This is a genomic window from Planomonospora sp. ID91781, assembly GCF_015711595.1.
In the GTDB taxonomy this organism is placed as follows: domain Bacteria; phylum Actinomycetota; class Actinomycetes; order Streptosporangiales; family Streptosporangiaceae; genus Planomonospora; species Planomonospora parontospora.
Window position 1 is genome coordinate 787332 of record NZ_JABTEY010000002.1, and the last position, 25037, is coordinate 812368.

The 25037-nt window shown below is 74.4% G+C and carries 20 protein-coding genes and 1 riboswitch; of the genes, 6 read left to right on the forward strand and 14 right to left on the reverse strand.

Annotated elements, in window-relative coordinates:
- Positions 1 to 2 precede the first annotated feature (2 nt).
- The 3 genes from HS048_RS22820 to HS048_RS22830 are packed head-to-tail and all read right to left on the reverse strand — an operon-like array spanning position 3 to position 2927.
- The gene (locus HS048_RS22820) at positions 3 to 1538 is read right to left on the reverse strand and encodes an FAD-dependent monooxygenase (RefSeq protein WP_196468614.1); all 1536 of its coding nucleotides are present in this window, start codon (positions 1536 to 1538) and stop codon (positions 3 to 5) included.
- Between the two features lie 46 nt (positions 1539 to 1584).
- On the reverse strand, positions 1585 to 2550 hold the full coding sequence (locus HS048_RS22825) for an SDR family oxidoreductase (protein WP_230881841.1): 966 nt from the start codon (positions 2548 to 2550) through the stop codon (positions 1585 to 1587).
- Positions 2547 to 2927, reverse strand: coding sequence for a hemerythrin domain-containing protein (locus HS048_RS22830; protein WP_196469453.1), 381 nt, complete (start codon positions 2925 to 2927; stop codon positions 2547 to 2549). Before HS048_RS22830 ends, HS048_RS22825 begins: the two co-directional genes overlap by 4 nt.
- A gap of 349 nt (positions 2928 to 3276) precedes the next feature.
- Between HS048_RS22830 and HS048_RS22835 the strand changes: the two genes are divergently transcribed.
- Positions 3277 to 4170 (forward strand): LysR family transcriptional regulator, encoded by an 894-nt coding sequence (locus tag HS048_RS22835; RefSeq protein ID WP_196468615.1) that lies wholly within the window; start codon positions 3277 to 3279, stop codon positions 4168 to 4170.
- A 135-nt stretch (positions 4171 to 4305) separates the two neighbouring features.
- On the opposite strand, the gene HS048_RS22840 is transcribed toward HS048_RS22835, so the two are convergent.
- The 4 genes from HS048_RS22840 to HS048_RS22855 form a co-directional block, all read right to left on the reverse strand.
- Positions 4306 to 5526: an epoxide hydrolase family protein gene (locus tag HS048_RS22840; protein ID WP_196468616.1), complete on the reverse strand. Its 1221-nt coding sequence runs from the start codon at positions 5524 to 5526 to the stop codon at positions 4306 to 4308.
- The gene (locus HS048_RS22845) at positions 5523 to 5957 is read right to left on the reverse strand and encodes a MarR family transcriptional regulator (RefSeq protein WP_307832598.1); all 435 of its coding nucleotides are present in this window, start codon (positions 5955 to 5957) and stop codon (positions 5523 to 5525) included. Before HS048_RS22845 ends, HS048_RS22840 begins: the two co-directional genes overlap by 4 nt.
- Positions 5958 to 6077: 120 nt before the next feature.
- Positions 6078 to 6944 (reverse strand): alpha/beta fold hydrolase, encoded by an 867-nt coding sequence (locus HS048_RS22850; protein ID WP_230881843.1) that lies wholly within the window; start codon positions 6942 to 6944, stop codon positions 6078 to 6080.
- Complete coding sequence (locus HS048_RS22855; protein ID WP_196468617.1) at positions 6941 to 7534, reverse strand: TetR/AcrR family transcriptional regulator; 594 nt, start codon at positions 7532 to 7534, stop codon at positions 6941 to 6943. Before HS048_RS22855 ends, HS048_RS22850 begins: the two co-directional genes overlap by 4 nt.
- A gap of 342 nt (positions 7535 to 7876) precedes the next feature.
- Between HS048_RS22855 and HS048_RS22860 the strand changes: the two genes are divergently transcribed.
- Positions 7877 to 9493, forward strand: a complete 1617-nt coding sequence (locus HS048_RS22860; RefSeq protein ID WP_196468618.1) for a methyl-accepting chemotaxis protein — start codon at positions 7877 to 7879, stop codon at positions 9491 to 9493.
- Positions 9494 to 9584: 91 nt separating this feature from the next.
- Here the strand turns inward: HS048_RS22860 and HS048_RS22865 are convergent, their stop codons facing one another.
- A complete protein-coding gene (locus tag HS048_RS22865; protein ID WP_196468619.1) occupies positions 9585 to 13382 on the reverse strand; it encodes a cobaltochelatase subunit CobN in 3798 nt (1265 codons plus the stop codon).
- A 98-nt stretch (positions 13383 to 13480) separates the two neighbouring features.
- Positions 13481 to 13605, reverse strand: a riboswitch (cobalamin riboswitch).
- A gap of 73 nt (positions 13606 to 13678) precedes the next feature.
- On the opposite strand from HS048_RS22865, the gene HS048_RS22870 reads away from it, so the two are divergent.
- From HS048_RS22870 to HS048_RS22880, 3 genes are read left to right on the forward strand one after another with little or no spacing between them, the layout of a single operon-like run.
- Positions 13679 to 15319 (forward strand): precorrin-3B synthase, encoded by a 1641-nt coding sequence (locus HS048_RS22870; protein ID WP_307832599.1) that lies wholly within the window; start codon positions 13679 to 13681, stop codon positions 15317 to 15319.
- A complete protein-coding gene (locus tag HS048_RS22875; RefSeq protein ID WP_191897447.1) occupies positions 15316 to 15942 on the forward strand; it encodes a precorrin-8X methylmutase in 627 nt (208 codons plus the stop codon). Before HS048_RS22870 ends, HS048_RS22875 begins: the two co-directional genes overlap by 4 nt.
- Before the next feature lie 5 nt (positions 15943 to 15947).
- Positions 15948 to 17609, forward strand: a complete 1662-nt coding sequence (locus HS048_RS22880; RefSeq protein ID WP_230881844.1) for a precorrin-2 C(20)-methyltransferase — start codon at positions 15948 to 15950, stop codon at positions 17607 to 17609.
- A gap of 149 nt (positions 17610 to 17758) precedes the next feature.
- Here the strand turns inward: HS048_RS22880 and HS048_RS22885 are convergent, their stop codons facing one another.
- Complete coding sequence (locus HS048_RS22885) at positions 17759 to 18508, reverse strand: cobalt-precorrin-6A reductase (RefSeq protein ID WP_196469458.1); 750 nt, start codon at positions 18506 to 18508, stop codon at positions 17759 to 17761.
- Positions 18509 to 18624: 116 nt separating this feature from the next.
- Here HS048_RS22885 and HS048_RS22890 point away from each other — a divergent pair, with 116 nt between their 5' ends.
- A complete protein-coding gene (locus HS048_RS22890) occupies positions 18625 to 19698 on the forward strand; it encodes a cobalt-precorrin-5B (C(1))-methyltransferase (RefSeq protein WP_196468620.1) in 1074 nt (357 codons plus the stop codon).
- A 3-nt stretch (positions 19699 to 19701) separates the two neighbouring features.
- Here HS048_RS22890 and HS048_RS22895 read toward each other — a convergent pair whose 3' ends face one another.
- From HS048_RS22895 to HS048_RS22915, 5 genes are all read right to left on the reverse strand, one after another.
- Entirely contained in the window at positions 19702 to 19884 is a 183-nt protein-coding gene (locus HS048_RS22895; protein ID WP_196468621.1) for a hypothetical protein, read from the reverse strand.
- 42 nt (positions 19885 to 19926) lie between these two features.
- Positions 19927 to 22281, reverse strand: a complete 2355-nt coding sequence (locus HS048_RS22900) for a bifunctional diguanylate cyclase/phosphodiesterase (RefSeq protein WP_196468622.1) — start codon at positions 22279 to 22281, stop codon at positions 19927 to 19929.
- 279 nt (positions 22282 to 22560) lie between these two features.
- On the reverse strand, positions 22561 to 23307 hold the full coding sequence (cobM, locus tag HS048_RS22905) for a precorrin-4 C(11)-methyltransferase (RefSeq protein ID WP_191897442.1): 747 nt from the start codon (positions 23305 to 23307) through the stop codon (positions 22561 to 22563).
- Positions 23304 to 24557 (reverse strand): precorrin-6y C5,15-methyltransferase (decarboxylating) subunit CbiE, encoded by a 1254-nt coding sequence (gene cbiE / locus HS048_RS22910; protein ID WP_196468623.1) that lies wholly within the window; start codon positions 24555 to 24557, stop codon positions 23304 to 23306. Before cbiE ends, cobM begins: the two co-directional genes overlap by 4 nt.
- Positions 24550 to 24951 (reverse strand): pyridoxamine 5'-phosphate oxidase family protein, encoded by a 402-nt coding sequence (locus HS048_RS22915; protein ID WP_196468624.1) that lies wholly within the window; start codon positions 24949 to 24951, stop codon positions 24550 to 24552. The genes cbiE and HS048_RS22915 overlap by 8 nt, the downstream gene beginning before the upstream one ends.
- Between the last annotated feature and the right edge of the window lie 86 nt (positions 24952 to 25037).

The following is a 25037-nucleotide window of genomic DNA, read 5'->3' on the forward strand; positions in this document are numbered from 1 at the left end:
TGTCAGATGGTTGGCGTTCCGAACCATATGGACAATGCCTCATGCAGCGGGGGCGCGGCGCTGTCTGCGGATCCGTCGAGGTCGGCGGCCCAGGCGACGTGGCCGTCCGGACGGATCAGCAGCGCGTCGGCGGGCCGAACGTCGGTCTTGGCGGTCAGGATGTCGACGCGATGGCACCAGTTCCGGGCGGTCTCGCGGAGGTCCGGGCGGTCGGCCAGGTCGAGCAGGACAGGCTGGGCGGTGTGCATGAGCGCGGCGACGCTGGTGATGCCCTGGTCGGTGTGCAGGGTGAGGTCGGGGGCGAAGGCGCCGACCAACGGGTGCCCGGGGAAACCGGGCACCGGATAGCGGATGTCGCTGCCGGACAGCAGCGCTCCCATCCGGCGCAGCGGCTGCTCGTCGGCGAGCAGTTCCTGGAAGAGCTCTCGCAGTGCTTCGGCGGCCGGGTCGTGCCCACGCCGCAGCGCCACCTGCGCTCGGGTGTGCAGCATGGTGCGGGCGCCGGCGAGGTGGCGCTCGTCGTGGTAGGTGTCCAGCAGGCCGTCCGGTGCCCAGCCGTGGACGTCGGCCGCCAGCTTCCAGGCCAGGTTGACCGCGTCCAGCATGCCGGCGTTGAGCGCCACCCCGGTGGCGGGGAACAGATGCGCCGCATCACCGGCCAGCAAGACCCGCCCGCGGCGGTAGCGCTCGGCCTGCCGCGCCTTGAAGGTGAATCGCGACAGCCGGATCGGCTCCCCCACCGGCACTCGCCCGCCGAGCACCCGGTGGAGGCTGTCTTGGAGTTCGGTCACGGTCATGGGGGTGTCGTCGTCGTATTCCGTGGACTCATCCTCGACGGTGTAGAGCGACACGATCTTGGAGGAGGGTGAGGCGGCGACCCCGAGCAGACCGTGATCCGTCCGGGTGAACCCGGCGCGGATCGTGCCGAAGCCGGGGACGTCGAGGTCGCCGCCGTCGAGCACCCTCACCGTTTCGGGCAAGGTGACCTGGGCCAGCCGGTTGACCTCCGGATAGGTGGTACCGGGAAAGCCGATGCCGGCCCAGTCGCGGACCCGGCTGCGCGCGCCGTCGCACCCCACCAGATGCCGGGCGCGCACCTGGTACGGCCCGTCCGGGCCGCGCACCTCCAAGGTCACCGCGGCATCGTCCTGTGTCATCCCGATCACCTGGTGTCCGCGGCGGATGTCGGCATCGAGCTCGCCGGCGCGTTCGTCCAGTAGCCGCTCGAGCAGCTGCTGCGGGAGCGGCAGGGCGTGCATCGGGGGATCGGCCAGCTGGGTGAAGTCCAGATGCACACCGCCGAACGGGAAGCGGGGGGCCGGGACAGGGTCGGTGCAGGCTGCTCGGAACCGTTCCAGCAGGCCCCGGTAACGCAGCAGTTCCAGGATCTGCCCGCCGAGGCCACCGGCTTTGGGGGTGTCCCGGCGCCGTGGCTGCTTCTCCAGCACCACCGGTCGCACCCCGGCCAGCCGCAGTTCGTTGGCCAGCATCAGACCGGTCGGGCCGGCACCCACAATGATCACATCGGCATCCGTCATCGGATGTTCCTCTCCTGGATTTCGGTGGTCAGGTCAGGTCGGCTCGTCAACCGGCGCTCCCGGGGGCGGGTACGGCCTTTTCGGCAGCGCGGCTGACCTGCTCCCAGGCGGCCCAGGTCTCCATCCGCCGTCGGGAGATGTCGAAGGCCAGGTCATAGACCATGCTGCCGAGCAGCAGCCGCAGCGGCGGGTCGTCGCTGTCGACCAGCTTGAGCAGCGCATCGGCGGCCAGCCGCGGATCGCTGTCGACCGAGCCCTCGGCCCACTGCTTCTCCAGCTCGGCGCGCAAAGGGGCGTACTCCTCCTCGGGGGTAGTCATGGTCATGCTGGTGTAGAGGTCGGTCCAGTAGCCGCCGGGTTGGACGATGCTGAGCTTGACGCCGAAGCCCGCGGCCTCCATCGCCAGGGCCTCGCTCATGCCCTCCAGCGCGAACTTGCTCGCGCTGTACATTCCGGTGCTGGGGAAGCCGCCGAGTGCGGCGATGCTGGAGACCTGCACGATGTGGCCGGATCGCTGGGCGCGCAGGTGCGGCAGGACGGCCTGGCAGACCCACATCGCCCCGAAGAAATTGACCTCCAGCTGAGCGCGTGCCTCGGTTTCACCGAATTCCTCGATCATGCCTGAGGACATGGTCCCGGCGTTGTTCACCACGATGTCAAGCCGGCCGAAGTGCTCGATGGCGGTGTTCACGGCGGCGAAGACATCGCCGCGGGCGGTCACGTCCAAGGGCAGGGCGAGCAGCCGATCGCCGTAGCGGTCGTCGAAGTCCTGCCGCGCGATGGTACGGGCAGCGGCGGCCACCCGGTCTCCGCGCTCCAGCGCGGCGAGGGCGAATGCACGGCCAAGACCGCGGCTGGCTCCGGTGATGAACCAGGTGCGGCAGGCAGTGGCGGGGATGGGCATATGCGGAAACTCCGATCTGTCGTATTGCAGGTCAAGCGGGCCGGGCAGTTCGCCTGGGACCTTGACTTCGGCGTGGCGGTCGGCCGTCGGCGGCGGGATGGTGGTCATAGTGCTGCGGCCCCGTGGCCGAGGCCGGTCGGCCAGGTGTGCAGGCGCGTGAAACGCGCCCACTGGCGCGCGGTGAGCACCTGCCTGATCAGAGGCAGTGCCGCATCCTCATGCTTGAGATGCCCGGTCAGGCCTGTGACCAGCGAGTTGGTGAGATCACCGAGGCCACCGATGGCGGCGTCGACGTCGGGGTGGGCGGGCAGTTCGTCGATGACGTCGATGAGCTCCTCCAGGGCGGCGTGCTCGGCCTCCATCACCTCCAGTGGCGTCAGCAGGTCCAGCCGGTGGGCCAGGCTCCGGCGCAGCGGCGGCCGCAAGGCCCGGTCCTCGGCGGCGAAGTGCAGACGGAGCGACTGTTTGAACGGCCGCCAGCCCAGGACGCAGCGAGGATCCTGGCCGGCCCGGAAGGTGAAAGCGAGTCAGCCGGATCACCTCGCGGCGCAACACGTCGTGCATGCTGTGCAGCGCCCTCATGTCAAGCTCGCTCATCGCGGCGGTCAAGCCCGGCAGCCGGTGCCGGTGGGTGCCCTGCCGAAGGCATGGTCGGTCCTACGGCCTCGCACAGAATGCTCCTACAGCCAATGAGTGAACGGCCCGGCGTCGACATGGGCGCATGGATTCGGCCGGTTGCGGACGGATCCAGACTGCCCTGCCCCGCGATCTGGATCAACGCCGACTTCGTGAGCCGATCGATAACATGCGGGTTATCGGAGGAAAGGGACACAAATGGAGCTACGGGACATCGAGATCTTTCTGGTGCTCGCCGAGGAGCTCCACTTCGGCCGGACCGCTGCGAGGTTGCGCGTTTCCCAAGCCCGGGTCAGCCAGGCGATCAAAGCGCAGGAGCGCCGCATCGGTGCCCCACTGTTCGACCGCACCAGCCGCCGGGTGCGGCTCACCTCGCTCGGCCGTCAGCTCCGCGACGACCTGCGGCCCGTCTACGCCGGTCTGCGTGACAGTCTCGAACGCGCCCGCCTGGCCGCCCAGGGCATCACCGCCGTGCTCCGCATCGGCATGCTGCCGATCAACGTTCACGACCTGCGCCCCTACTGGGACACCTTCCGCTCCCGCCACCCCGCCTGGGATCTGCGCATCAGCCATCCCACCTTTGCCGACCTGTTCGGCGGTCTGCGTTGCGGTGAGATCGACGTCCTGGTCGCGTGGCTGCCCGTCGAGGAGCCCGACCTCACCGTCGGCCCGATTCTCTTCGCCGAATCGCGGGTGCTGGCCATCGCCGCCGGGCACGAGCTCGCCGAGCGCACGTCCGTCTCGCTGGAAACGGTGGGCGACTTTCAGCATGTCGACATCGAAACCAAACCGGACTACTGGTTCGAAAGCTATGTACCGTCGCACACCCGCAGGGGCCGCGTCATCGAGCGCGGCCCGCTTGTGCGGAACACCGCCGAGATCCTCACCTGGACCGGCATGGGCGAGGCCGTGGCGCTCTTCCCCAGCCACATGACGCGGTACTGGGTGCGGCAGGACATCGTCTACCTACCGGTCCACGACGTGGAGCCCCTGCCGTACGCGCTGGTATGGCGGTCAGACACCGAGAACGACCTCATCCGCGCGCTTGCCCGGACCGTCCGCGATCTCGGCTCCCGCCTCACCATCCCCTGACCCGGCACACCATGAGCCGCGGATGCGCGTGCTGCGCCCAGGGACTTGTCCCGGCCTGCAGGTGAGCCCTTTCCGGCGTACGGCGCATAGAGCTCTCGGGCGGAACCAGTCCTCAGCCGGCTTCTGGAACAGGGCCTAGCGGCGGCCGCGGAACGTCCGGCGCAGGTCGTCGATCCACTCGTCGGGGGCCTCCCAGGGGATGAAGTGGCCGCCGCGGTCGTGCGCGGTGAGGTTGACGTGGTTGTACCACGCCGCGCGGTCGGTGCCGAGGAAGTGCCGGACGCGCTGGCCGGTGCCGACGCCCGGCGGGTTCTCGTAGCCGACGAACGTGATGCCGGTGGGCGCCTCGATCGCCGGCTGCCGGTCGTGGGACGGCCGCCACGGGTACCGGTTGTTGTTGGCGTAGGTGCGGATCGACGTCCCGATCGAGTTCGTCACCCAGAAGATCATCGCATGCGTGAGCAGGTCGTCCTTGCTGAAGACGGTCTCGACGTCACCGTGGTTGTCGCTCCAGTTCACCCAGCGTTCGAGGATCCAGGCGAGCATGCCGGCCGGGGAGTCCGACAGCCCGTACGCGAGCGTGCTCGGCCCGAGCACGTGCGCGGCCAGGTGGACCGCGAACCGTTTCTCCATGGCGATGACCTGCGCGTGGACGTCGGCGGGCAGGTTCTCCGGGATGGGCCGCCCGGCGGAGAGGTCCCAGGCCCGGTCGCCGTTGAACAAGGTGAGCTTCTGGCCGGATCCGATGTGGATGCCGTACAGCTCGTCGGCGTACTTGTGGCCCAGCTGGCCGGTGACCAGCGCGCCGACGTCACAGCCCGCGGCGGCGTACCTCGCGTGCCCCAGGGTGCGGGTCATCAGGCTGTGCCATATGTCGGCGATCTTCCAGAAGTTCAGGTCGGGGTGGTCCGGCAGCGGGCCGGAGAACCCGAAGCCGGGCAGCGAGGGGACGATGACGTCGAACGCGTCCGCGGGGTCGCCGCCGTACGCGGCCGGGTCGGCGAGCGGGTCGACGACCTTGGCCCAGTGCCAGAACGTCCACGGCCAGCCGTGGGTGAGGATCAGCGGGGTGGGGGCCGGTCCGCCCTCTGGGCCGACGCCGGGCCGGCGCATGAAGTGCACCGGGACGCCGTCGACGTCGACGAGGTAGTGCTCGTAGGCGTTGATCGCGGCTTCCGCCCTGCGCCAGTCGTAGCCCGTGCGCCAGTACTCGACGAGTTCCTGCAGGTAGGCGCGGTTCACGCCGTAGTACCAGTCCTGGTTGCCCGCGTCCTCCGGCCAGCGGGTGAGTGCCAGACGTGCACGCAGGTCGGTGAGCACGTCGTCGGGGACGTGGATGGGGGTCGGGTCGATCACGGATGTCCTCCTGGTTCGTCCCCTGACCGGGCGATGCGGGCCAGGGCCGGGAGGGCGGCGGCGATCGCGTCGCGTTCGGCGGGGGTGAGTGCGGCGGCGAGGCGTTCGAGGCCGGCGACGCGTTCGGCCCGCCGGCTCCTCACGACCGCCGCGCCGGCGTTGGTGACGTGGACGAGGACCGCGCGGCCGTCGGAGGGGTCGGGGCGGCGTTCGACCAGCCCGTCGCGTTCCAGTTTGGCGACCAGCTGGGTGATCGCGGGCTGCGTGACCTGCTCGGCGGCGGTGAGCTCGGTCAACCGCATCGGACCGCGGCCTTCGAGCGTGTGCAGCACGGACAGCGTCGTGAAGCTCAGGCGCTGCCTCACGGGCAGGCGGATGTGCATCCGGGTCAGGTCCTCCAGGACCGCGGTCAGTTCGGTGACATCCAGCACGGCCGCCGCCCCTGCCACGCGTCTCGATCTCGAATCCCGTGTCCCGTTCGCCCCGTAACGAAGTTCGCACCGAGCAGGTCCGGCTCGCCGCGTGAACGGCGAGCCGGGAGCCCGAGGCCTTCACCGGTCTTCTGGGCGCTCGGCATCCTTGTGGAGCAGTCCGCGGAGCAGTCCGGCGAACTCGGCGGGGTGCGTGCTGAGACCCGTGTGCCCGCCGGGGAAGTGGGTGAGCTCCGTACCGCATCGCTCGGCCAGGAAAGCGGCGGGGCGGTAGGGCAGTTCACCGCGCGAGTCCGCTCCGCCCGCGAGCACGAGCCGGTCCGACAGGGCCGCCAGACGGTCAACGTCCGGGACGTAGGCCATGAAGCTCGGCACGATGCACCCGAGGAAGTAGGGCATGTTCGCCATCGTCCGCTCGGATCGGGCCGCCGCCTGCGGCGGCAGCCGGATGGCCGCCTCGGCGGCGACGGGCTCCCCGGCACCCGGCCGCCGCAGGCCCGCCGCGAACTCGGCCACCGCGGGCATCAGCCCTTCCCTGCGGAACGTGTCCTGGACGCGGGCGAGCAGCGCGCGGTGCTCGGCGGCGTCCGGCAGCACCTCCACCACCGGCGGCTCGTGCACCACGGCGCGTTCGATCCGCTCGGGATGGGTCGTGAGCAGGTGCAGCGCGACGATCGCACCTGAGCTGCAGCCGACCACGCGGGCGGGCGCGTCCGGCGACAGCAGCTCCAGTAACCGGAACGCGTCGCCGGCATGCTGCGCGACCCGCTGCGGAGCCTGCGGGTCGTCCAGCGGGCTGCGGGACATGCCGCGCGGATCGTAGGACGCGACCGTGTGGTCGACGGCCAGGTCGTCGGCGATGCCGTCGTAGGAGGCCGCGTCGCCGGCTCCGCCGGGGATCAGCAGCAGGAGCGGCCCGCTTCCGCGCACCTCGTAGTGCAGCGTGGCGCCGTCCACGCGCAGGCGGCCGATGGTCAGGCCGGTCATGAGGAGTCTCCTTCACAGGATGCGGGCCAGCGCTCCAGGAGGGCGTGCAGGGCGTCGAGGCAGCGGGTCCAGGAGGACTCCGCCGGGCGCGCGTGCGCGAACCCGCCGGCGGCCTCGATGCTGACGAAGCCGTGAAGCGTGCTGCGCACCAGCCGGGCCGCGTCGGTCAGGTCGGGCTCGGCCAGCGCGTAGGCGCGCAGCATGCTGTAGGTCAGCTCGACCGCGCGGCGCGGTCCGGGCGCCCGGGCGGCGAGCTCGGGATCGATCCGCATCGGGATCTGTGTCGCCGAATATCGGCCCGGGTGGGCGCGGGCGTAGGTCCGCCAGGCGTTCGCGAACGCCACCAGCGCGTCCTTCCCCGCCCGCCCGGCGGTGGCCTCGGCGACGCGGACGGTCTTCTCGTCCGCCGCCAGCAGCGCGATCCGCCCCCGCAGGTCCTCCAAGCCGCGCACGTGCACATACAGGCTCGCGTCCTTCACACCGAGCCGCCGCGCCACCGCCGACATCGTCACGTGCTCGAGCCCGACCTCGTCCGCCAGCTCGGCGCCCGCAAGCGTCACCCGGTCCGCCGTCAACCCGGCCCGTGCCATGCGCACTCCACCTTTCCCTAATAAGATTAGGAAGAAACTAGATTGATTAGGGTAACCCTTGGAATCCGAGGACGGCAAAGCGGGCAGCGAGGCCCCGCCACCCCTGCCGGACCGGGGTCGAGGAGGACGCGGCCCGCGCCCGTCGGCGGCACGCCTCCACCGCGGCCGGAGGACTCAGCCCGGTACCGAGGCCCGAACCTGTAGGAGGCGGCCAGAGCAGGACCTGCTGAAAGAAACGGGTTCCTGAGCGTTTCGTTATCCGGGTTCCTCTTTGGTGCGTCCGGATCGCGCCGATCGGTCGCCTGCCGCCGCCCCGCGGCTCCAACCTCCTGGAGGTCTCACATGTCCCGCCTGCAGAACCTGGAAGTCGGAAAACGACTCGGGCTCTCGTTCCTCCTGGTCACGCTGCTGATCATCGTCTCGGTCGCCGTGGGCCGCTCCGGGATGGGCAGCCAGCACGACATCAGCATGCGCATGGATCAGCTGAAGCAGGTCGAAGACGACGTCCAGAAGCTCAGCTACTACGCCGCCGACATCACCGGCTGGCAGGGGCTGGTCGTGGCCGACGCCGGCGCCTTCGGCGGCAAGGTGGCCACCGGGCCCGACGCCTACAACCGCAAGGGCGAGCTGGAGAGCAAGCAGGCCCTCTACGACACGATCGACGCCACGCACGTCGAATACCTGACACCGGCTGAGCGAGCGCGGTTCGACAAGCTCCGCCCCGCCTGGGACGACTTCTTCGCCTGGGACGACAAGATCATGGAGCTGCTGGCCCAGGACACCCGCGAAGCCCGCGCCGAGGCCATGAACAGCATCAACGGCGGTGAGGCCGCCGAGGCCTACTCCGCCAGCCTGGAGATCAACGCGGCGCTGACCGATGCCCTGGCCGGACGTGTGGTCGCACTGCAGAAGGAGGCGGCCGAAGTCAGGAGCGACAGCGAGCGGATCCTGCTCGGCACGCTGGTCGCGGCACTGATCGTGGCGGCCGGCCTGAGCATCACCGCCACCCGGTCGGTGGTGCGCCCGCTCCGCGGGGTCGTGTCCGCCCTCGGCCGGCTGGCCCACGGCGACCTGACCGTGCGGCTGCGGATGACGCGCCGCGACGAACTCGGCCGGCTGGGCGACGCCGTGGACGTCACCGCCGAATCCCTGCACACCACGGTGACGGTGCTGGCGGACCACAGCGCCTCGCTGGCCGCCTCCTCGGTGCAGCTGTCCCAGGTCGCCGAGCAGATCGCGGCCTCGGCCGAGGAGTCCAGCGTCCAGTCCGGCGTGGTCGCCGCCGCCGCAGCGGACGTCTCGCGCAACGTGGAGGTCGTGGCAGCGGGCGGGGAGGAGATGGGCTCGGCCATCGAGGAGATCTCCCGCAGCACCTCCGCGGCCGCCTCCGTGACCGCCGAGGCCGTGCGCGTGGCCGAGACCACCAACACGATGATGGCCCAGCTGGAGACCTCCTCGGCCGAGATCGGCGACGTCGTCAAGACGATCACGGCCATCGCCGGGCAGACCAACCTGCTGGCGCTGAACGCCACCATCGAGGCCGCGCGGGCCGGGGAGGCCGGCAAGGGCTTCGCGGTCGTCGCGGGCGAGGTCAAGGACCTGGCGCAGGAGACGGCCAAGGCCACCGAGGACATCGCCCGGCGGGTCACCGCGATCCAGGCCGACACGACGGCCGCGATGGAGGCGATCAGCCGGATCAGCGAGATCACCGGCCGGATCAACGACCACCAGGCCGCGATCGCCGCGGCGGTGGAGGAGCAGACCGCCACCACCGGGGAGATGAACCGCAACGTCGCCGATGCGGCGACCTTCAGCAACGAGATCGCCGCCAACATCGCCGGCGTCGCCGAGGCCGCGGCGGTGACCACCGAGGGGGTGGAGCAGTCGCGTCAGGCGGCGGCGGAACTGGCGGAGATGAGCACGTCACTGCGCGAACTGGTGAACCGCTTCACCGTCTGAGACGGCGCATCCGCGCAGACGGACCGCGGGAGAAGCCGCCCGGCCGATCGTCGTGCCGCCCCGCGGGGGCTCCCCGCGGGGCGGGGCCGCGCTATCCCCGGCCCTCCAGGTCGCCCTCCGCCTTGAGGTAGACCTCCTGCACCCCGGCCAGGATCTCCGGGTCCGGGTGCTCCCACATGCCCCGGTCGGCGGCCTCGAGCAGCCGCTCGGCGATGCCGTGCAGCGCCCACGGGTTGGACTCCGCCAGGAACGCCTGGTTCTCCGGGTCCAGGACGTAGGCCGCGGCGAGCCGGTCGTACATCCAGTCGGCGACGACCCCGGTGGTGGCGTCGTAGCCGAACAGGTAGTCGACGGTGGCGGCCAGCTCGAAGGCGCCCTTGTAGCCGTGCCGGCGCATCGCGGCCAGCCAGCGCGGGTTGACCACGCGGGCCCGGAAGATCCTGGAGGTCTCCTCCGACAGCGTCCGGGTGCGGACCGCGTCCGGACGGGTGCTGTCGCCGATGTAGGCGGCCGGGGCCCGGCCGGTGAGGGCGCGGACGGTGGCGACCATGCCGCCGTGGTACTGGAAGTAGTCGTCGGAGTCGGCGATGTCGTGCTCGCGGGTGTCGACGTTCTTGGCCGCCACCGCGATCCGCCGGTAGGCCGTCTCCATGTCCTCGCGCGCCGGGACGCCGTCGACGCCCCGGCCGTAGGCGAACCCGCCCCAGACCGCGTACACCTCGGCCAGGTCGGCGTCGTCGCGCCAGTTGCGGCTGTCGATCAGCGGCAGCAGCCCCGCCCCGTAGGCGCCCGGGCGGGAACCGAAGATCCGCATCGTGGCCCGGTCGCCGCGGCCGGAGTCGGCCAGCACGTGGGCCCGGACGTAGTTGTCCTCCTCCGGCTCGTCCAGGGCCGCGACCAGCCGTACGGCGTCGTCGAGCATGGCCACGACGTGCGGGAAGGCGTCCCGGAAGAACCCGCTGATGCGGACGGTGACGTCCACCCGGGGCCGGCCCAGCTCGGGCAGCGGGATCGCCTCCAGGCCGGTGACCCGGCGCGACGCCTCGTCCCACACGGGCCGGACGCCGAGCAGCGCGAGCACCTCGGCCACGTCGTCCCCGGCGGTGCGCATGGCGCTGGTCCCCCAGACCGAGAGCCCGACCGAGCGGGGCCAGCCGCCGGTCTCCTCCCGGTAGCGGGCCAGCAGTGAGTCCGCCATGGCCTGCCCGGTCTCCCAGGCCAGCCGGCTCGGCACCGCCTTGGGATCGACCGAGTAGAAGTTGCGCCCGGTCGGCAGCACGTTGACCAGCCCGCGCAGCGGCGACCCGCTCGGCCCGGCGGGCACGTACCCGCCGTCGAGGGCGTGCAGGATCGCGCCGATCTCGTCGGTGGTCCGCGCCAGCCGGGGCACGATCTCGGTCGCCGCGAACCGCAGGATCCGCTCCACCAGCGCGAGGTCCGCTCCGGAGGCGGCGGCCCCCGGCGGAACGGCCGCGCCGCCCGACCCACCCGGTCCGGATACGGCACCGCCACCCGGTCCGGATACGGCACCGCCACTCGATCCGGGTACGGCACCGCCACTCGATCCGGGTACGGCACCGTTATCCGATCCGGGTACGGCACCGCCGACCGGTCCGAGGACGGCGGCGACCGCACCGGCCGCCGCGGCCGGGTCCCAGCCGCCGCCCTCCATGGCCTCGACCAGGGAGCGGGCCAGCGTCTCGGCCCCGTCGACGCCCGCCCGGTCCGCGCTGCCGTCCTCCGCCAGGCCCAGGGCCTCCCGCAGGCCGGGCAGCGCCTCGCTCCCCGCCCACATCTGGCGGGCCCGGAGCATGGCGAGCACCAGGTCGACGCGGACCTCCCCCTGCGGGGCGGCGCCCAGCACGTGCAGGCCGTCGCGGATCTGCACGTCCTTGACCTCGCAGAGCCACCCGTCCAGGTGGAGCAGGAAGTCGTCGAACTCCGCGTCGTGCGGGCGGTCCCCGACCCCCAGGTCGTGGTCGAGCCGGGCCGCCTGGATCAGCGTCCAGATCTGGGCGCGGATCGCCGGGAGCTTGGCCGGGTCCATGGCCGCGATCGAGGCGTGCTCGTCGAGGAGCTGCTCCAGCCGCGCCATGTCCCCGTAGGTGTCGGCGCGGGCCATCGGCGGCACCAGGTGGTCGACCAGGGTGGCGTGGGCGCGGCGCTTGGCCTGGGTGCCCTCTCCGGGGTCGTTGACCAGGAACGGGTAGACCAGCGGCAGGTCGCCCAGGGCGGCGTCCGGGCCGCAGGAGGCCGACAGGCCCGCGGACTTGCCGGGCAGCCACTCCAGGTTGCCGTGCTTGCCGACGTGCACGACCGCGTGCGCACCGAACCCGTCGGCCAGCCACCGGTAGGCCGCCAGGTAGTGGTGGCTCGGCGGCAGGTCCGGGTCGTGGTAGATGGCGATCGGGTTCTCGCCGAAGCCGCGCGGCGGCTGGACCATCACCACGACGTTCCCGGCGCGCAGCGCGGCCAGCACGATCTCGCCCTCCGGGTCGCGGGACCGGTCGACGAACAGCTCGCCGGGCGGCGGCCCCCAGTGCGCCTCGACCCGCTCGCGCAGGTCCGCCGGGAGCGTGCCGTACCACTCGGCGTAGGTGCGCGCGGCGATGCGCACCGGGTTGCCGGCCAGCCGCTCCTCGGTGAGCCAGTCGGGGTCCTGCCCGCCCGCCGCGATCAGCGCGTGGATCAGCGCGTCGCCGTCCTGGGCGGCCACGCCGGGCAGCTCGTCCTCGGCGCCGATGTCGTAGCCGTGCCCGCGCAGCGCGGCCAGCAGCCGCACCAGGCTCGCGGGGGTGTCCAGGCCGACGGCGTTGCCGATCCGGGAGTGCTTGGTCGGGTAGGCCGAGAGCATCAGCACGATCCGCCGCTCCGCGGGCGGGACGTGCCGCAGCGCGGCGTGCCGTACGGCGATGCCGGCCACCCGCGCGGCCCGCTCGGGGTCGGCGGCGTAGACGGTGAGCCCGTCGGCGTCGGTCTCCTTGAACGAGAACGGCACGGTGATGATCCGGCCGTCGAACTCGGGGATGGCCACCTGGGTGGCGGCGTCCAGCGGCGACAGGCCGTCGTCGCTGCCCTCCCAGGTCTCCCGGCTGCTCGTCAGGCAGAGTCCCTGCAGGATCGGCACGTCCAGCTCGGCCAGCGCCCCGACGTCCCACGCCTCGTCGTCGCCGCCGGCCGACGCGGTCGCCGGGCGGGTGCCTCCGGCCGCGAGCACCGTCACCACCAGGGCGTCGACCTGGCGCAGGGTCTCGATCAGGGCGGGCTCGGCGGCGCGCAGGGAGGCGCAGTAGACGGGCAGCGCCCGCGCGCCCGCGTCCTCGACCGCCGCGCAGAGCGTCTCGACGAACGCGGTGTTCCCGGCGACGTGGTGGGCCCGGTAGTACAGCACCCCCACGACCGGGGCGTTCCCGACGGCGTCCCCGGCGGCGTCCCCGGCGGTGTCCCGGCGGGCCTCGCGCTCCAGCACCCCCCAGGCCGGGGTGGGCCGGGGGGGTGCGAAGCCGTGGCCGGTGAGCAGCACGGTGTCGGACAGGAACCGGTGCAGCTCGGCGAGGTTGGCCGGGCCGCCGTGGGCGAGGTAGGCGTGCGCCTCGGCGCAGACGCCGCCGGGGACCCCCCACTGGCGGGACAACTCCATCAGCTCGGCGTCGGGCGCCTGCTCGCCGCCGAGCACGACGACGGGCCGGGGCCCGGCGAGCAGGGCGTCCAGGCCCTCCTCCCAGGCGCGGCGCCCGCCGAGCAGCCGGACCACGACCAGGTCGGCGCCCTCCAGCAGCGGCGGCAGGTCCGCGGCGGCGAGCCGGGCGGGGTTGCCCAGCCGGTAGGCGGCGCCGCTCGCCCGGGCGCTGAGCAGGTCGGTGTCGGAGGTGGAGAGCAGCAGGATCACGCGGCACGTCCCTCGGGACGGGGGCACGGCGAAGGGCGCACGGAGACTCTTCCTCCCTCGGGGTCCTCGCCCCGGGTCGTCGGCGGACGCGAGGGCCGGAGTCTCCTGGCTCCCGGATCGACGCTCCCCCCGGCCTTCCCGTCCGCACGCGGACAGTGGCCTGGTTGGGGGTCGCTCCCCGGTCACAGTGGCGGGACCGCGCCGGATTCGCACCGGCTTCCTCCCATTGCCTTCGCTCGACCATGAGCGTACGGCAGTTCGGTCGTCCGGAGGAACCCGGCGTTAGCATCCTCGGCGTGACCGTTCCCGACCTCTCCGGAAATCCCGGCATGTCCGGCTCCCCCGATGTGCCCGGCGGACTCGGGCTTCCCGCCCCTTCCGGCGCACCCGGCGGACCGGGGCCCTCCGGAACTCCCGGCCTGTCCGGCTCCTCCGGCGCGCCCGGCCGTCCCGGACCCCCTGACGCGTCCGGCGCACCCGGCTCCTCCCGCGCCTCCGACGGTCCCGGCTCCTCCGGCGTGTCCGGCCTTCCGGGCCGGTCCCGGTCCGACGCGTGTCCCGGAGCGCTGCAGACGCACGCCGCCGCCGACGGCGGGCTGGCCCGGATCCGGGTTCCCGGCGGCCGCCTGCCCTCGACCCGGCTGCGCGAGCTGGCCCGGGCCGCCGCCGAGTGCGGCACCGGCGTCATCGAGCTGACCTCCCGGGCGAACGTCCAGGTCCGCGGGCTGGGCGAGGAGTCCGGCTTCGCGGCGCGGATGGGCGAGGCGGGCCTGCTGCCCTCGCCGACCCACGAGCGGGTCCGCAACATCCTGGCCTCCCCGCTGACCGGCTGCGACGGCCGCGGGCTGCTCGACGCGGGCCCGCTGGTCGCCGAACTGGACCGGTCGCTGTGCGCCCGCCCGGAGCTGGCCGCCCTGCCCGGCCGGTTCCTGTTCGCCGTCGACGACGGCCGCGGCGACGTCGCCGGGCTCGGCGCCGACGCGGGGATCCTGCCGCTCGCTCCCGACCTGGTCGCGGTCCTCGTCGCGGGCGCCGACAGCGGCCTGCGCGTCCCGGTGTCCGAGGCGGTTCCCGCGCTGCTCGCGGTGGCCGGGGCGTTCCTGGCGGAGCTCGCGGGTTCGGGGACCGCCGCCTGGCGGATCGGGGAACTGCCCGGCGGTCCCGGCCGGGTCGTGGCACGCCTCCGCGCCGAGGCGGCCGGCTCGGCCGTCGCCCTCGCGGGCGCTTCCGCGGCCGCCCCGGTGGAGACCCCCGCGGACGCCGCGGCGCCGCCTCCCGCGACGGACGCCGGCGTGGGCTCCGGGCTCGGCCGGCCGGTGGCGCCGCACCCGGTCACGCACGGACCGGTGGGCGTCATCGAGCCGGTCCGCGGGCGCGGGGACCGGAAGGAGGCCGGAGACGGAGACGGGGGCGGGGATCCCGGTGACCGGGTGGCCCTCGGCGTCGCGGTGCCGCTGGGGCGGCTGACCGCGGCGCAGGCGGAACTGCTCGCCGGGCTGGCCGACGAGGTACGGCTCACGCCGTGGCGGGGGGTGGTCGTGCCCGGTCTGACCCGCGCGGAGGCGGCGGAGGCGGCCGTCCGGCTGGCGGACGCCGGGCTGGTCACGGACCCGGACTCGCCGTGGACCGGCGTGAGCGCCTGCACCGGCCGCCCGGGCTGCGCCAAGTCCCTCGCCGACGTCCGGGCCGACGCGGCCTCCGTCATCGGCCTCGTGGAGGCGGACGCCGCCTCGCGTTCGATGAGATCGCCGGGCACCGGTACGCTCCCCGTGCACTGGGCGGGCTGCGGGCGCCGCTGCGGCCGTCCGGCCGGGCGGGTCGTGGACGTGGTCGCGACCGGCGACGGCTACCGGGTGGACGCGGACGGCCTCAGCCTGTCCTGTGCGGACATCGGACAGACCGCGGCCGCGGTGGCGGCCGCCAGAGGGGAAACGTGATCGACTACGTCCGCGACGGCGCGGAGATCTACCGCCGTTCCTTCGCCACCATCCGCGCCGAGACCGACCTGAGCGGGCTGCCCGAGGACGTCGCGCGGGTCGCGGTCCGCATGGTCCACGCCTGCGGCATGGTGGACCTGGTCGACGACCTCGGCTGGTCTCCCGGCGTCGTGGCCTCGGCGCGGGCCGCACTGCTGGCCGGGGCCCCGGTGCTGTGCGACGCGATGATGGTCGCCTCCGGAGTGACCCGCCACCGTCTCCCGGCCGGCAACGACGTCGTCTGCACCCTCGGCGACCCGCGGGTGCCGGAGCTCGCCGAGCGCCTGGGCACCACCCGCAGCGCCGCCGCGCTGGAGCTCTGGCGCGACCGGCTGGAGGGCGCCGTGGTCGCGGTGGGCAACGCGCCCACCGCGCTGTTCCGGCTGCTGGAGATGGTCGAGGAGGGCGCGGGACGGCCCGCGGCCGTACTCGGCGTCCCCGTAGGTTTCATCGGCGCCGCCGAGTCCAAGCAGGCCCTCGCCGGACACCCGGCGGGCCTGCCGTACCTGGTCGTGCACGGCCGCAGGGGCGGCAGCGCGATGGCCGCCGCCGCCGTCAACGCGATCGCCAGCGAACAGGAGTGAGCGCCATGACCGACGACCCGACCGGTGCGACCGGTGCGGCCGCAGGACACGACGGGCGCACCGGGCACGACGGGCCCGCCGCCGCGGGACGGCTCTGGGGGGTGGGGCTGGGACCGGGTGATCCGGAGCTGGTGACCGTCAAGGCCGCCCGCCTCCTCGGTGCGGCGGACGTGATCGCCTACCACAGCGCCCGGCACGGCCGGAGCATCGCCCGCTCGGTCGCCGCGCCGTACCTGCGGGAGGGCCAGATCGAGGAGGCCCTCATCTACCCGCTCACCACGGAGACGACCGACCATCCGGGCGGCTACCAGGGGGCGATCGACGACTTCTACGCCGAGTGCGCGCTCCGGCTGGCCGCGCACCTGGACGCGGGGCGCGACGTGGTGGTGCTGTGCGAGGGCGACCCGCTCTTCTACGGCTCCTACATGCACATGCACAAGCGCCTGGCGCACCGCTACACCACCGAGGTCGTCCCGGGCGTCACCTCGGTGAGCGGGGCCGCGGCGGTCCTCGGCCGGCCGCTGGTGGAGCGCGACGAGACGCTGACGGTGCTGCCCGGCACCCTGCCCGCCGAGGTGCTGGCCGAGCGGCTCGCGGCCGCCGACTCCGCCGCGGTGCTCAAGCTGGGCCGGACGTTCACCAAGGTCCGCGACGCGCTGGAGAAGGCGGGCCGTCTGGAGGAGGCCTGGTACGTGGAGCGCGCCACCACCGGCGGGCAGCGCCTGGCCCCGCTGGCGGAGGTCGACCCGGAGAGCGTGCCGTACTTCTCGCTGGCCCTGATCCCCAGCCCGGTGAACGCCGGACCGGCCCCCGCCGGTCCGGCCCGTACGGCGGAGGCGGCGGCGGGCGTCCGGCCCTCGACCGGGACCACGACCGGCACCTCGACCGGGACCGCGACCGGGACGGGCACCGCGGGCAGGACCGGCGAGGTCGTGGTCGTCGGGCTCGGCCCGGCCGGCCGGCCCTGGCTGACGCCGGAGGCGCAGGAGGCCCTGGCCGCCGCCGACGAGCTCGTCGGGTACGGCCCCTACCTGGACCGGGTCCCGCCCAACCCGCGCCAGCGCCGGCACGCCACCGACAACCGGGTGGAGGCCGAGCGGGCCGCGCACGCGCTGGAGCTGGCCAGGGCCGGGTCCCGGGTGGCCGTCGTCTCCTCCGGCGACCCCGGGGTGTTCGCGATGGCGAGCGCGGTGCTGGAGGTGGCCTGCGAGCCGCGCTTCTCCGGCGTGCCGGTGCGGGTGCTGCCGGGCCTGACCGCGGCGCACGCGGTCGCGAGCCGGGCGGGGGCGCCGCTCGGGCACGACTACTGCGTGCTGTCGCTGTCGGACCTGCTCAAGCCGTGGGAGGTCGTGGCGGAGCGGATCAGCGCGGCGGCGCGGGCGGACCTGGTGCTGGCGATCTACAACCCCGCCTCCCGGAGCCGGACCTGGCAGGTGGCCGCGGCCCGCGACCTGCTGCTGGAGCACCGCGCGCCGGAGACGCCGGTGGTCGTCGGCCGGGACGTCGGCGGGGCGGGCGAGAGCGTGACGGTGACCACCCTGGCCGAGCTGGACCCGGCGGCGGTGGACATGCGCTGCCTGCTGCTGGTCGGGTCCTCGACGACGCGGGTGGCCGACCGCGGCGACGGCCGCCGCGTGGTCTTCACCCCCCGCCGCTACCCGGCATGACGTGCCCGGCGGGCGTACGGCGGGGCCGCCCGGCCCCGCCGTCCCCGGCCCTGCCCGGCCGTCCCGCGAGGGCGCCTGCGGTCCCGCCCGGCCGTCCCGTGAGGGCGTCCGCGGTCCCGCCCGGTCGTCCCGCCCCGCCGTCCCCGGCCCTACCGGGCCGCACCGGCGACGGTCTCCAGCCAGGCGACCGCCTCCTCGACGGTCGGCACCGCGGGCACGCCGCCGGGCGCGGGCGGGCGCCGCACGACCACGACCGGCAGGCCCAGCTCACGGGCGGCGTGCAGCTTGGCGGTCGTCATCTCGCCGCCGCTGTCCTTGGTGACCAGCACGTCGATCCGGTGCCCCCGCATGAGGGCGAGTTCGCCCTCGCGGGTGAAGGGGCCCCGGCTGAGCAGCACCTCCACCCGGCGCGGCAGCGGCGGCTCGGGCGGGTCCACCGAACGGGCCAGGAACCACAGTCCGTCCAGGTCCGCGAAGACCGGCAGGCTGCGGCGGCCGGTGGTGAGGAAGACCCGCTCCCCGAGGGCGGGCAGCAGCGCGGCCGCGGCCTCCAGCGACGGCACCCGGCGCCAGTCGTCGCCCGGCCCGGCCTGCCAGCCGGGCCGGCGCAGGATCAGCAGCGGGAGCCCGGTACGGCGGGCCGCCTCGACCGCCGAGGCGGTCATCCGGGCGGCGAACGGATGCGTGGCGTCCACCACGGCGCCGATCCGGCGCTCCGCCAGCCAGGCGGCGAGCCCGGCGGGGCCGCCGAACCCGCCCTCGTGCACCTCCCCCACCGGCAGTTTCGGGTCGTGCACCCGGCCGGCCAGGGAGGACACCACATGCGTCCCGGCCCGCCCGGCGAGCGCCGCGGCCAGCCTCCTCGCCTCGTCGGTGCCGCCCAGCACCAGGACGTTCAGCACCCCGTCACCCCTCTCCCCTCGCGGAGCGTCCGCGTTCTCCGGTGCCGGGTCCCCGGGGTCCTCCCCCTCACGTGCCCGATCACCGGGACACCGTACCGGCAGGCGGTCGGACGGTGAGCGGGCCCCTGCGCCACGGCTGGACCACCGGCGCGTGCGCGACGGCGGCGACCGCCGCCGCCTACACGGCGCTGCTGACCGGTGAGTTCCCCGACCCGGTGGAGATCGCCCTGCCGAAGGGGCGGCGCCCGGCCTTCGCACTCGCGAGGGAGTCCCTCACCGCGGGCGCGGCGACGGCCTGGGTGGTCAAGGACGCGGGCGACGACCCCGATGTGACGCACGGCGCGCTGATCTCGGCGACGGTGCGGCACGGCGCCCCGGGCGGCGGCGTGGTGTTCACCGCCGGCCCGGGCGTCGGCACGGTCACCAAGCCGGGCCTGCCGCTGGAGGTGGGCGAGCCGGCGATCAACCCGGTCCCCCGGCGGATGATGCGCGAGCACGTCGCCGAGGTGGCCGCCCGCTGCGGCGGGACCGGGGACGTGGTCGTGGAGATCTCCGTGGAGCACGGCGAGGAGCTGGCCCGCAAAACCTGGAACCCCCGCCTGGGCATCCTGGGCGGCCTGTCCATCCTCGGCACCACCGGCGTCGTCGTGCCGTACTCGTGCTCGGCGTGGATCGACAGCATCCGGCGCGGGATCGACGTGGCCCGCGCCGCCGGGCACGCGCACGTCGCCGGGTGCACCGGCAGCACCTCGGAGCGGGTCGCCGCCGAGCTGTACGGCCTGCCGGAGGACGCGCTGCTGGACATGGGCGACTTCGCCGGGGCGGTGCTGAAGTACCTGCGGCGGCATCCCGTGCCCCGGCTGACGATCGCCGGGGGGATCGGCAAGCTCTCAAAGCTCGCCGACGGCCACCTCGACCTCCACTCCGGCCGCTCCCAGGTCAACCCGGGCCTGCTCGCCGAGCTGGCCCGCGCGGCGGGCGGGGACGACGCCCTGGCCGGGCGGGTCCTGTCGGCCAACACCGCCCTGCACGCCCTGCGCCTGTGCCAGGAGGAGGGCCTGCCCCTGGGCGACCTGGTCGCCGGGCGGGCCCGCACCACCGCCGCCGGAGTGCTGCGCGGGGCGCCGGTGGAGGTGGACGTGGTGGTCATCGACCGCGCGGGGGTGATCGTCGGCCGCGCCGGATGACCATCATGCCCGCCGCCCGCCGCGCCGGGTGACCACCGTGCCCGCCGTCCGCCGCGCCCGGCCCCACCGGTCGAACGGTTCACTCGCTTCGGCGAGCAGGTCGCGGACCTGCGCGTCGATGCCGGCGGCGTACGGGTGCGGACGCGGGCGGGCCGGGAGTACGGCGGCGACTTCCCGGTCGGACATCCGGCCGCGCACCACGGCGCGCCCGCAGGTGACCGGCGCCGCTCAGGCGGCGTGCCGCCACGGGGTCACCCGGAGCAGGTCGTCGACCTGCTCCGGGGAGACGGGCGGGGAGAACAGGTAGCCCTGCGCCAGCGGGCAGCCCATCTGCTGCAGGACCGCGGCCTGCTCGCGGGATTCGACGCCCTCCACGACGGTGGACAGGTCCAGGCTGGCCGCCAGCTCCACGATCGCCTTGGTGAACGCCCGGGCCCGGCGGTGGTCCGCGCCGGTGAGCGGGGCGGTGAACGAGCGGTCGATCTTGAGGATGTCCACCGGAAGGGTGCGCAGGTAGGCCAGCGAGGAGTAGCCGGTGCCGAAGTCGTCCAGCGCGATGCGCACCCCGTGGGCGCGCAGGTCGGCCAGGACGTCCACGACGCGCCGGGTCTCGGCCGGGCCGGTGGCCAGCAGCATGCTCTCGGTCACCTCGATGGTCAGCGCGTTGCGCGGCAGCGCGTAACGGCTCAGCACCTCCAGGGCCGTGTCCCGGAAGGTGCGCTCGCGCAGCTGCCGCCCGGAGACGTTGACCGTCACGGCGATGCCGTACCGCTCGTGCCACCGCTTGGCGTCGGCGCAGGCCTGCTCCAGCACCCACCCGCCGATCTCGACGATCAGCCCGGTGTCCTCGGCCACGGGGATGAACACGTCCGGCGGGACGGGCCGGCCGCCGGCCGGGGTCCAGCGCAGCAGCGCCTCGACCGCGTAGATGCCGCCCGAGGCGAGGTCGACGACGGGCTGGTAGGCCAGGCTGAGCTCGCCCGCGGCCAGGGCCCTGCGCAGACCGGCGGCGATCTCGGCGTGGTGCAGGCGCTCGGCGCGCAGGGTGTAGTCGAAGACCGCGATCTGGTTCTTGCCCGCGGCCTTGGCCGCGTACAGGGCCAGATCGACGTCGCGCAGGGCGTCGCTGGCGGTGGTCAGGGAGGCCTCGGCCAGGACGCCGACGCTGGTGGTCACGTACAGCTCGCGGCCGTCGAGGGCGTAGGGGGTGCCGCGCACCGCGGACAGCACCCGCTCGGCCATGGCCGTGGCGGTCTCCAGACCGGCGCCGGGCAGCACGATGGCGAACTCGTCACCGCCGAGCCGGGCCAGGACCTGGTCGCCGGTGATCAGGCCGCGCAGGCGGCGGACCACGGCGGTCAGCAACTCGTCGCCGACGGGATGGCCGTAGGTGTCGTTGACGTCCTTGAACCCGTCCAGGTCCAGCAGCAGCAGGGCGGGCGCGGGCCCGCCGGGGTGGGCGGCGTGGTCGGCGATGGTCCCCTGCAGGACCTCGCCCAGCAGGGAGCGGTTGCCCAGACCGGTCAGCGGATCATGGGAGGCGCGGTGGGCCAGGCTGCGCTGCAGGACGTCCTGCCGGCGCAGGGCGTCGCGCAGGTCGGCGGCCCGGGTCTCGGCGATCCCGGCCACCACGCTCAGCCGCAGCACCAGCAGGACGGCCAGGAGCAGGGTCAGCACCGTGACCGCAGGGTCGCCGTACGAGGAGGCGTCGCTGCGCAGCCAACCGCCCAGGATGGAGGCCGCCGGGCTGAGCAGGGCCAGCGCCAGGAAGACCAGGACGCGGTTCCGGCCGGAGGCGGCCGCGGGCCGGACCCGTCCGGCGCCGGTCATGCTGGGGTGCAGCGCCGCGGCTCCGATCAGCACCGACCAGCTCATCCAGCCGGCCGTGGTGATGAAGCCGGCCGGGCGACCGGCGACCTGGTCGAGCAGGTAGGCGCCGTCGGCGGCGAACAGGGCGAGGTAGGAGACGCTCATCAGGCGCAGCCACGGCGCACGGCTGCTGTCGAGGGTCATGCGGGTGATGACGCCGAAGGCGAACAGGTCGATGACCGGCGGGATGAGCGCGAGGACGAGCGCGGTGCTCAGCCGGCCGCTCTGGGCGAGCGCCGGGGCGATCAGGAAGGTCCACAGCGGCATGGCCACCCCGACGCTGATGATGCCGCCGTCCAGCAGGGCCGCCCAGCGGGAGCCGTTGGTCTGCAGGTTCAGCGAGATCAGGGCGGTCAGCGACAGGCCGTAAGCCGCCAGGGTGCCGATCCGGTACAGCTCCAGCAGCTCGGAGTTGCCCAGCCACACGCCGCCGACGCCCCAGCCCAGCGTGGTGGCCACCCAGAGCACCACGACGGCGGCGCGCATCAGCTGCCACGGCCGCGACCGCCCCAGGCCGTGGCGGCGGATACCCTCGAAGAGGGCCAGCGCCGAGGCGCCCTGCCCCAGCCCCCAGAGCAGCGCCTCCAACCTCGGCGACCGGTCGGTGGCGATCGAGGCGACCGCCGTCAGCACGCCTCCCAGCAGCAGGAAGCCCAGCCAGGCACGGGGGTGGACGGCCCGGCGGACCGGCGCCTCAGGTGAGGACGGGTTCATCAGGGTTCTCCTCGCCGTGTGTCCCGGCCGCCGATCGGCCCGCGAAGGGGGTGGCCGTCGGTCGGCGGGCGACGGCCTGCGCCGCAGTCGGACGGGAGCGGGCGCAGCCGAGACCGCGCGCTCCCGCCGTGGACTCCGGCGCCCTTCCATCGGCCGGCGGCCCGGAGAGCTGAGGAAACCCGCCGGGCCGGCGGAACCGACGCCGGCCCGGCTCCCCTCCGCGCGTCCCGGCAGCGGGCGGCGGAGCGGAGGCTCAGGAGACTCCGAGGCGGCTCCCGGTCACGCGTCCCGGCAGCGGGCGGCGGAGTAGAGGTGGCTGTCGGGGAACTCCGAGGCGGTCAGGACGCGGCCCACGACGATCACGGCGGTGCGCACGATCCCGGCGGCCCCGACCTGCTCCGCGATGTCGGCGAGGGTGCCGCGCAGGACCACCTCGTCGTCACGACTGGCTCTGGCCACCACGGCCACCGGGCAGTCGGCGCCGTAGTTGGGGACCAGCTCGCCGACGACCTGCTCGATCCGCTGCACCGCCAGGTGCAGCACCATCGTGGCCCGGCTCCGGCCGAGCGTGTCCAGGTCCTCGCCCTCGGGCATGGGGGTGGCCCGCGCGGAGGTCCGGGTCAGCACGATCGTCTGCCCCACCCCCGGCACGGTCAGCTCCCGCTTCAGCGAGGCCGCCGCCGCCGCGAACGCCGGCACGCCGGGGATCACCTCGTACGGCACCGCCGCGGCGTCGAGCCGCCGCATCTGCTCGGCCACCGCGCTGAACACCGACGGGTCCCCGGAGTGCAGCCGGGCCACGTCGTGCCCGGCCGCGTGGGCGGCGAGCATCTCGGCGACGATCTCGTCCAGCGTCATCCGCGCGGTGTCCACCAGTCTCGCCCCGGGCGGGCAGTCGGCCAGGAGCTCCGCCGGGACCAGCGACCCGGCGTACAGGCACACGGGCGAGGACGCGATCGCCCGCTGCCCCCGCACGGTGATCAGATCCGCGGCACCCGGCCCCGCCCCGATGAACCGGACCGTCATCTCTGCTCCTCCGTCGATTTGACCGCCGTCCAGACGGTCACGGGCATCAGGGGCCGCCAGCCGGTGAAACCGCCGACCGGGGCCGCCCGGCTGACCGCCAGCCGTACCAGGTCGCCGCCGAGCTCGCCGTACCAGGAGGCCACGACGGCCTCGGACTCGACGGTCACCGCGTTGGCCACCAGCCGGCCGCCGGGCCGCAGCGCCGCCCAGCAGGCCTCCACCACGCCGGGCACGGTGACCCCGCCGCCGACGAAGACGGCGTCGGGGGCCGGGAGGCCGGCGAGCGCGGCGGGGGCGGGCCCGGTCACCACGTTCAGCTCCGGGACGCCGAGCCGGGCCGCGTTCCCGGCGATCCCGGCGGCGCGGGCGGGATCGCGCTCCACCGCGACGGCCCGGTTGGCCCGATGCCCGCGCATCCACTCGATCGCGATGCTCCCGGCCCCCGCGCCGACGTCCCACAGCAGCTCGCCGGGGACGGGCGCGAGGCGGGACAGGGTCACCGCGCGCACCTCCCTCTTGGTGAGCTGGCCGTCGTGCGCGAAGGCGTCGTCGGGCAGGCCGGGGACGCACGGCAGCGGCACGGTCCCGGGGTCGGCCCGGCACTCGACCGCGACCACGTTCAGATCGTGTGTCACGGGCAGCGCCCAGTGGGCCGCCGTCCCGGAGAGCACGCGCTCCTCGGGGCCGCCGAGCCGTTCCAGGACGGTCATCGGGCTGCCGCCGTACCCGTCGGCGGCGAGCAGCGCGGCGACCTGCGCGGCGGAGCGGCCGTCGGCGGCCAGGACCAGGATCCGGCGGCCGGGGTGGACGGCGGCGCGCAGCGACTCGACCGGGCGGGTCACCAGGCTGACGACCTCGGTCCGGTCGGCGGCCCAGCCGAGGCGGGCGCAGGCCAGCGAGACCGACGACGGGTGCGGGACCACCCGGATCCGGTCCGACCCCAGCAGGCGGGCCAGCGTCGTGCCGATGCCGTGGAACATGGGGTCACCGCTGGCCAGCACGCAGATGCGGCGGCCGGAGTGGGCGGCGATCAGGCCGGGCAGCGCGGGCAGCAGCGGTGAGGGCCACACGACCCGCTCGGCGGTGGGCTCGGGGATCAGGGCGAGCTGCCGCGCACTGCCCATGAGCACCTCGGCGGTGTGCAGCTCACGGCGCGCGGCCGCCGGCAACCCGGCCCAGCCGTCGGCGCCGATCCCGACGACCGCGACGGTGACGGGGCCCGCGCCGGGGTCCGCGGGAGTGTCAGACATTGCCCATGACCCGGGTGACGCGGATCTCGATCACGACGCGGGCCGGGTTCTCCCGGGGCGTCCGGTAGCGCTCGGCGTAGCGGCGCTCGGCGTCGGCGACCGACCCGGGGTCCCGGCGGACCACCGCCCGGCCCTCCAGGGTCGACCAGCGCCGCCCGTCCACCTGGCAGACCGCGACGGGCACGCCCTCGCCGGCCGCCTCCCCCGCGTCCGGGACGTGGCGGGCCTTGCGCGAGGAACCCGAGGTGATCACCCGCGCGACGCCCGCGTCGGCGTCCAGCGTCACCCCCACCGGGACCACGTGCGGGGTGCCGTCGGGCCGCAGGGTGGTCAGCGTGCACAGGTGGCGCTCCCGCCAGAAGGCGCGGAACCCTTCCCCGAGATCCTTCAACACCCCGCCCTTCCCCGATCGTCATGGTTCAGGGCGACATGTTAGGGGGTGTCCGCCGGGCCGTGCCCGGCCGGGCACGGCGGAGCGAC

Coding starts and splice junctions, on each gene's coding strand:
- HS048_RS22825 (WP_230881841.1), bottom strand. CDS start 2,550: ATGACCACCATCCCGCCGCCGACGGCCGACCGCCACGCCGAAGTCAAG.
- HS048_RS22850 (WP_230881843.1), bottom strand. CDS start 6,944: ATGACCGGCCTGACCATCGGCCGCCTGCGCGTGGACGGCGCCACGCTG.
- cobM (WP_191897442.1), bottom strand. CDS start 23,307: ATGACGGTCCGGTTCATCGGGGCGGGGCCGGGTGCCGCGGATCTGATC.
- cbiE (WP_196468623.1), bottom strand. CDS start 24,557: ATGTCTGACACTCCCGCGGACCCCGGCGCGGGCCCCGTCACCGTCGCG.
- HS048_RS22835 (WP_196468615.1), top strand. CDS start 3,277: ATGGAGCTACGGGACATCGAGATCTTTCTGGTGCTCGCCGAGGAGCTC.
- HS048_RS22860 (WP_196468618.1), top strand. CDS start 7,877: ATGTCCCGCCTGCAGAACCTGGAAGTCGGAAAACGACTCGGGCTCTCG.
- HS048_RS22820 (WP_196468614.1), bottom strand. CDS start 1,538: ATGACGGATGCCGATGTGATCATTGTGGGTGCCGGCCCGACCGGTCTG.
- HS048_RS22900 (WP_196468622.1), bottom strand. CDS start 22,281: ATGAACCCGTCCTCACCTGAGGCGCCGGTCCGCCGGGCCGTCCACCCC.
- HS048_RS22855 (WP_196468617.1), bottom strand. CDS start 7,534: ATGGCACGGGCCGGGTTGACGGCGGACCGGGTGACGCTTGCGGGCGCC.
- HS048_RS22895 (WP_196468621.1), bottom strand. CDS start 19,884: ATGTCCGACCGGGAAGTCGCCGCCGTACTCCCGGCCCGCCCGCGTCCG.
- HS048_RS22880 (WP_230881844.1), top strand. CDS start 15,948: ATGACCGACGACCCGACCGGTGCGACCGGTGCGGCCGCAGGACACGAC.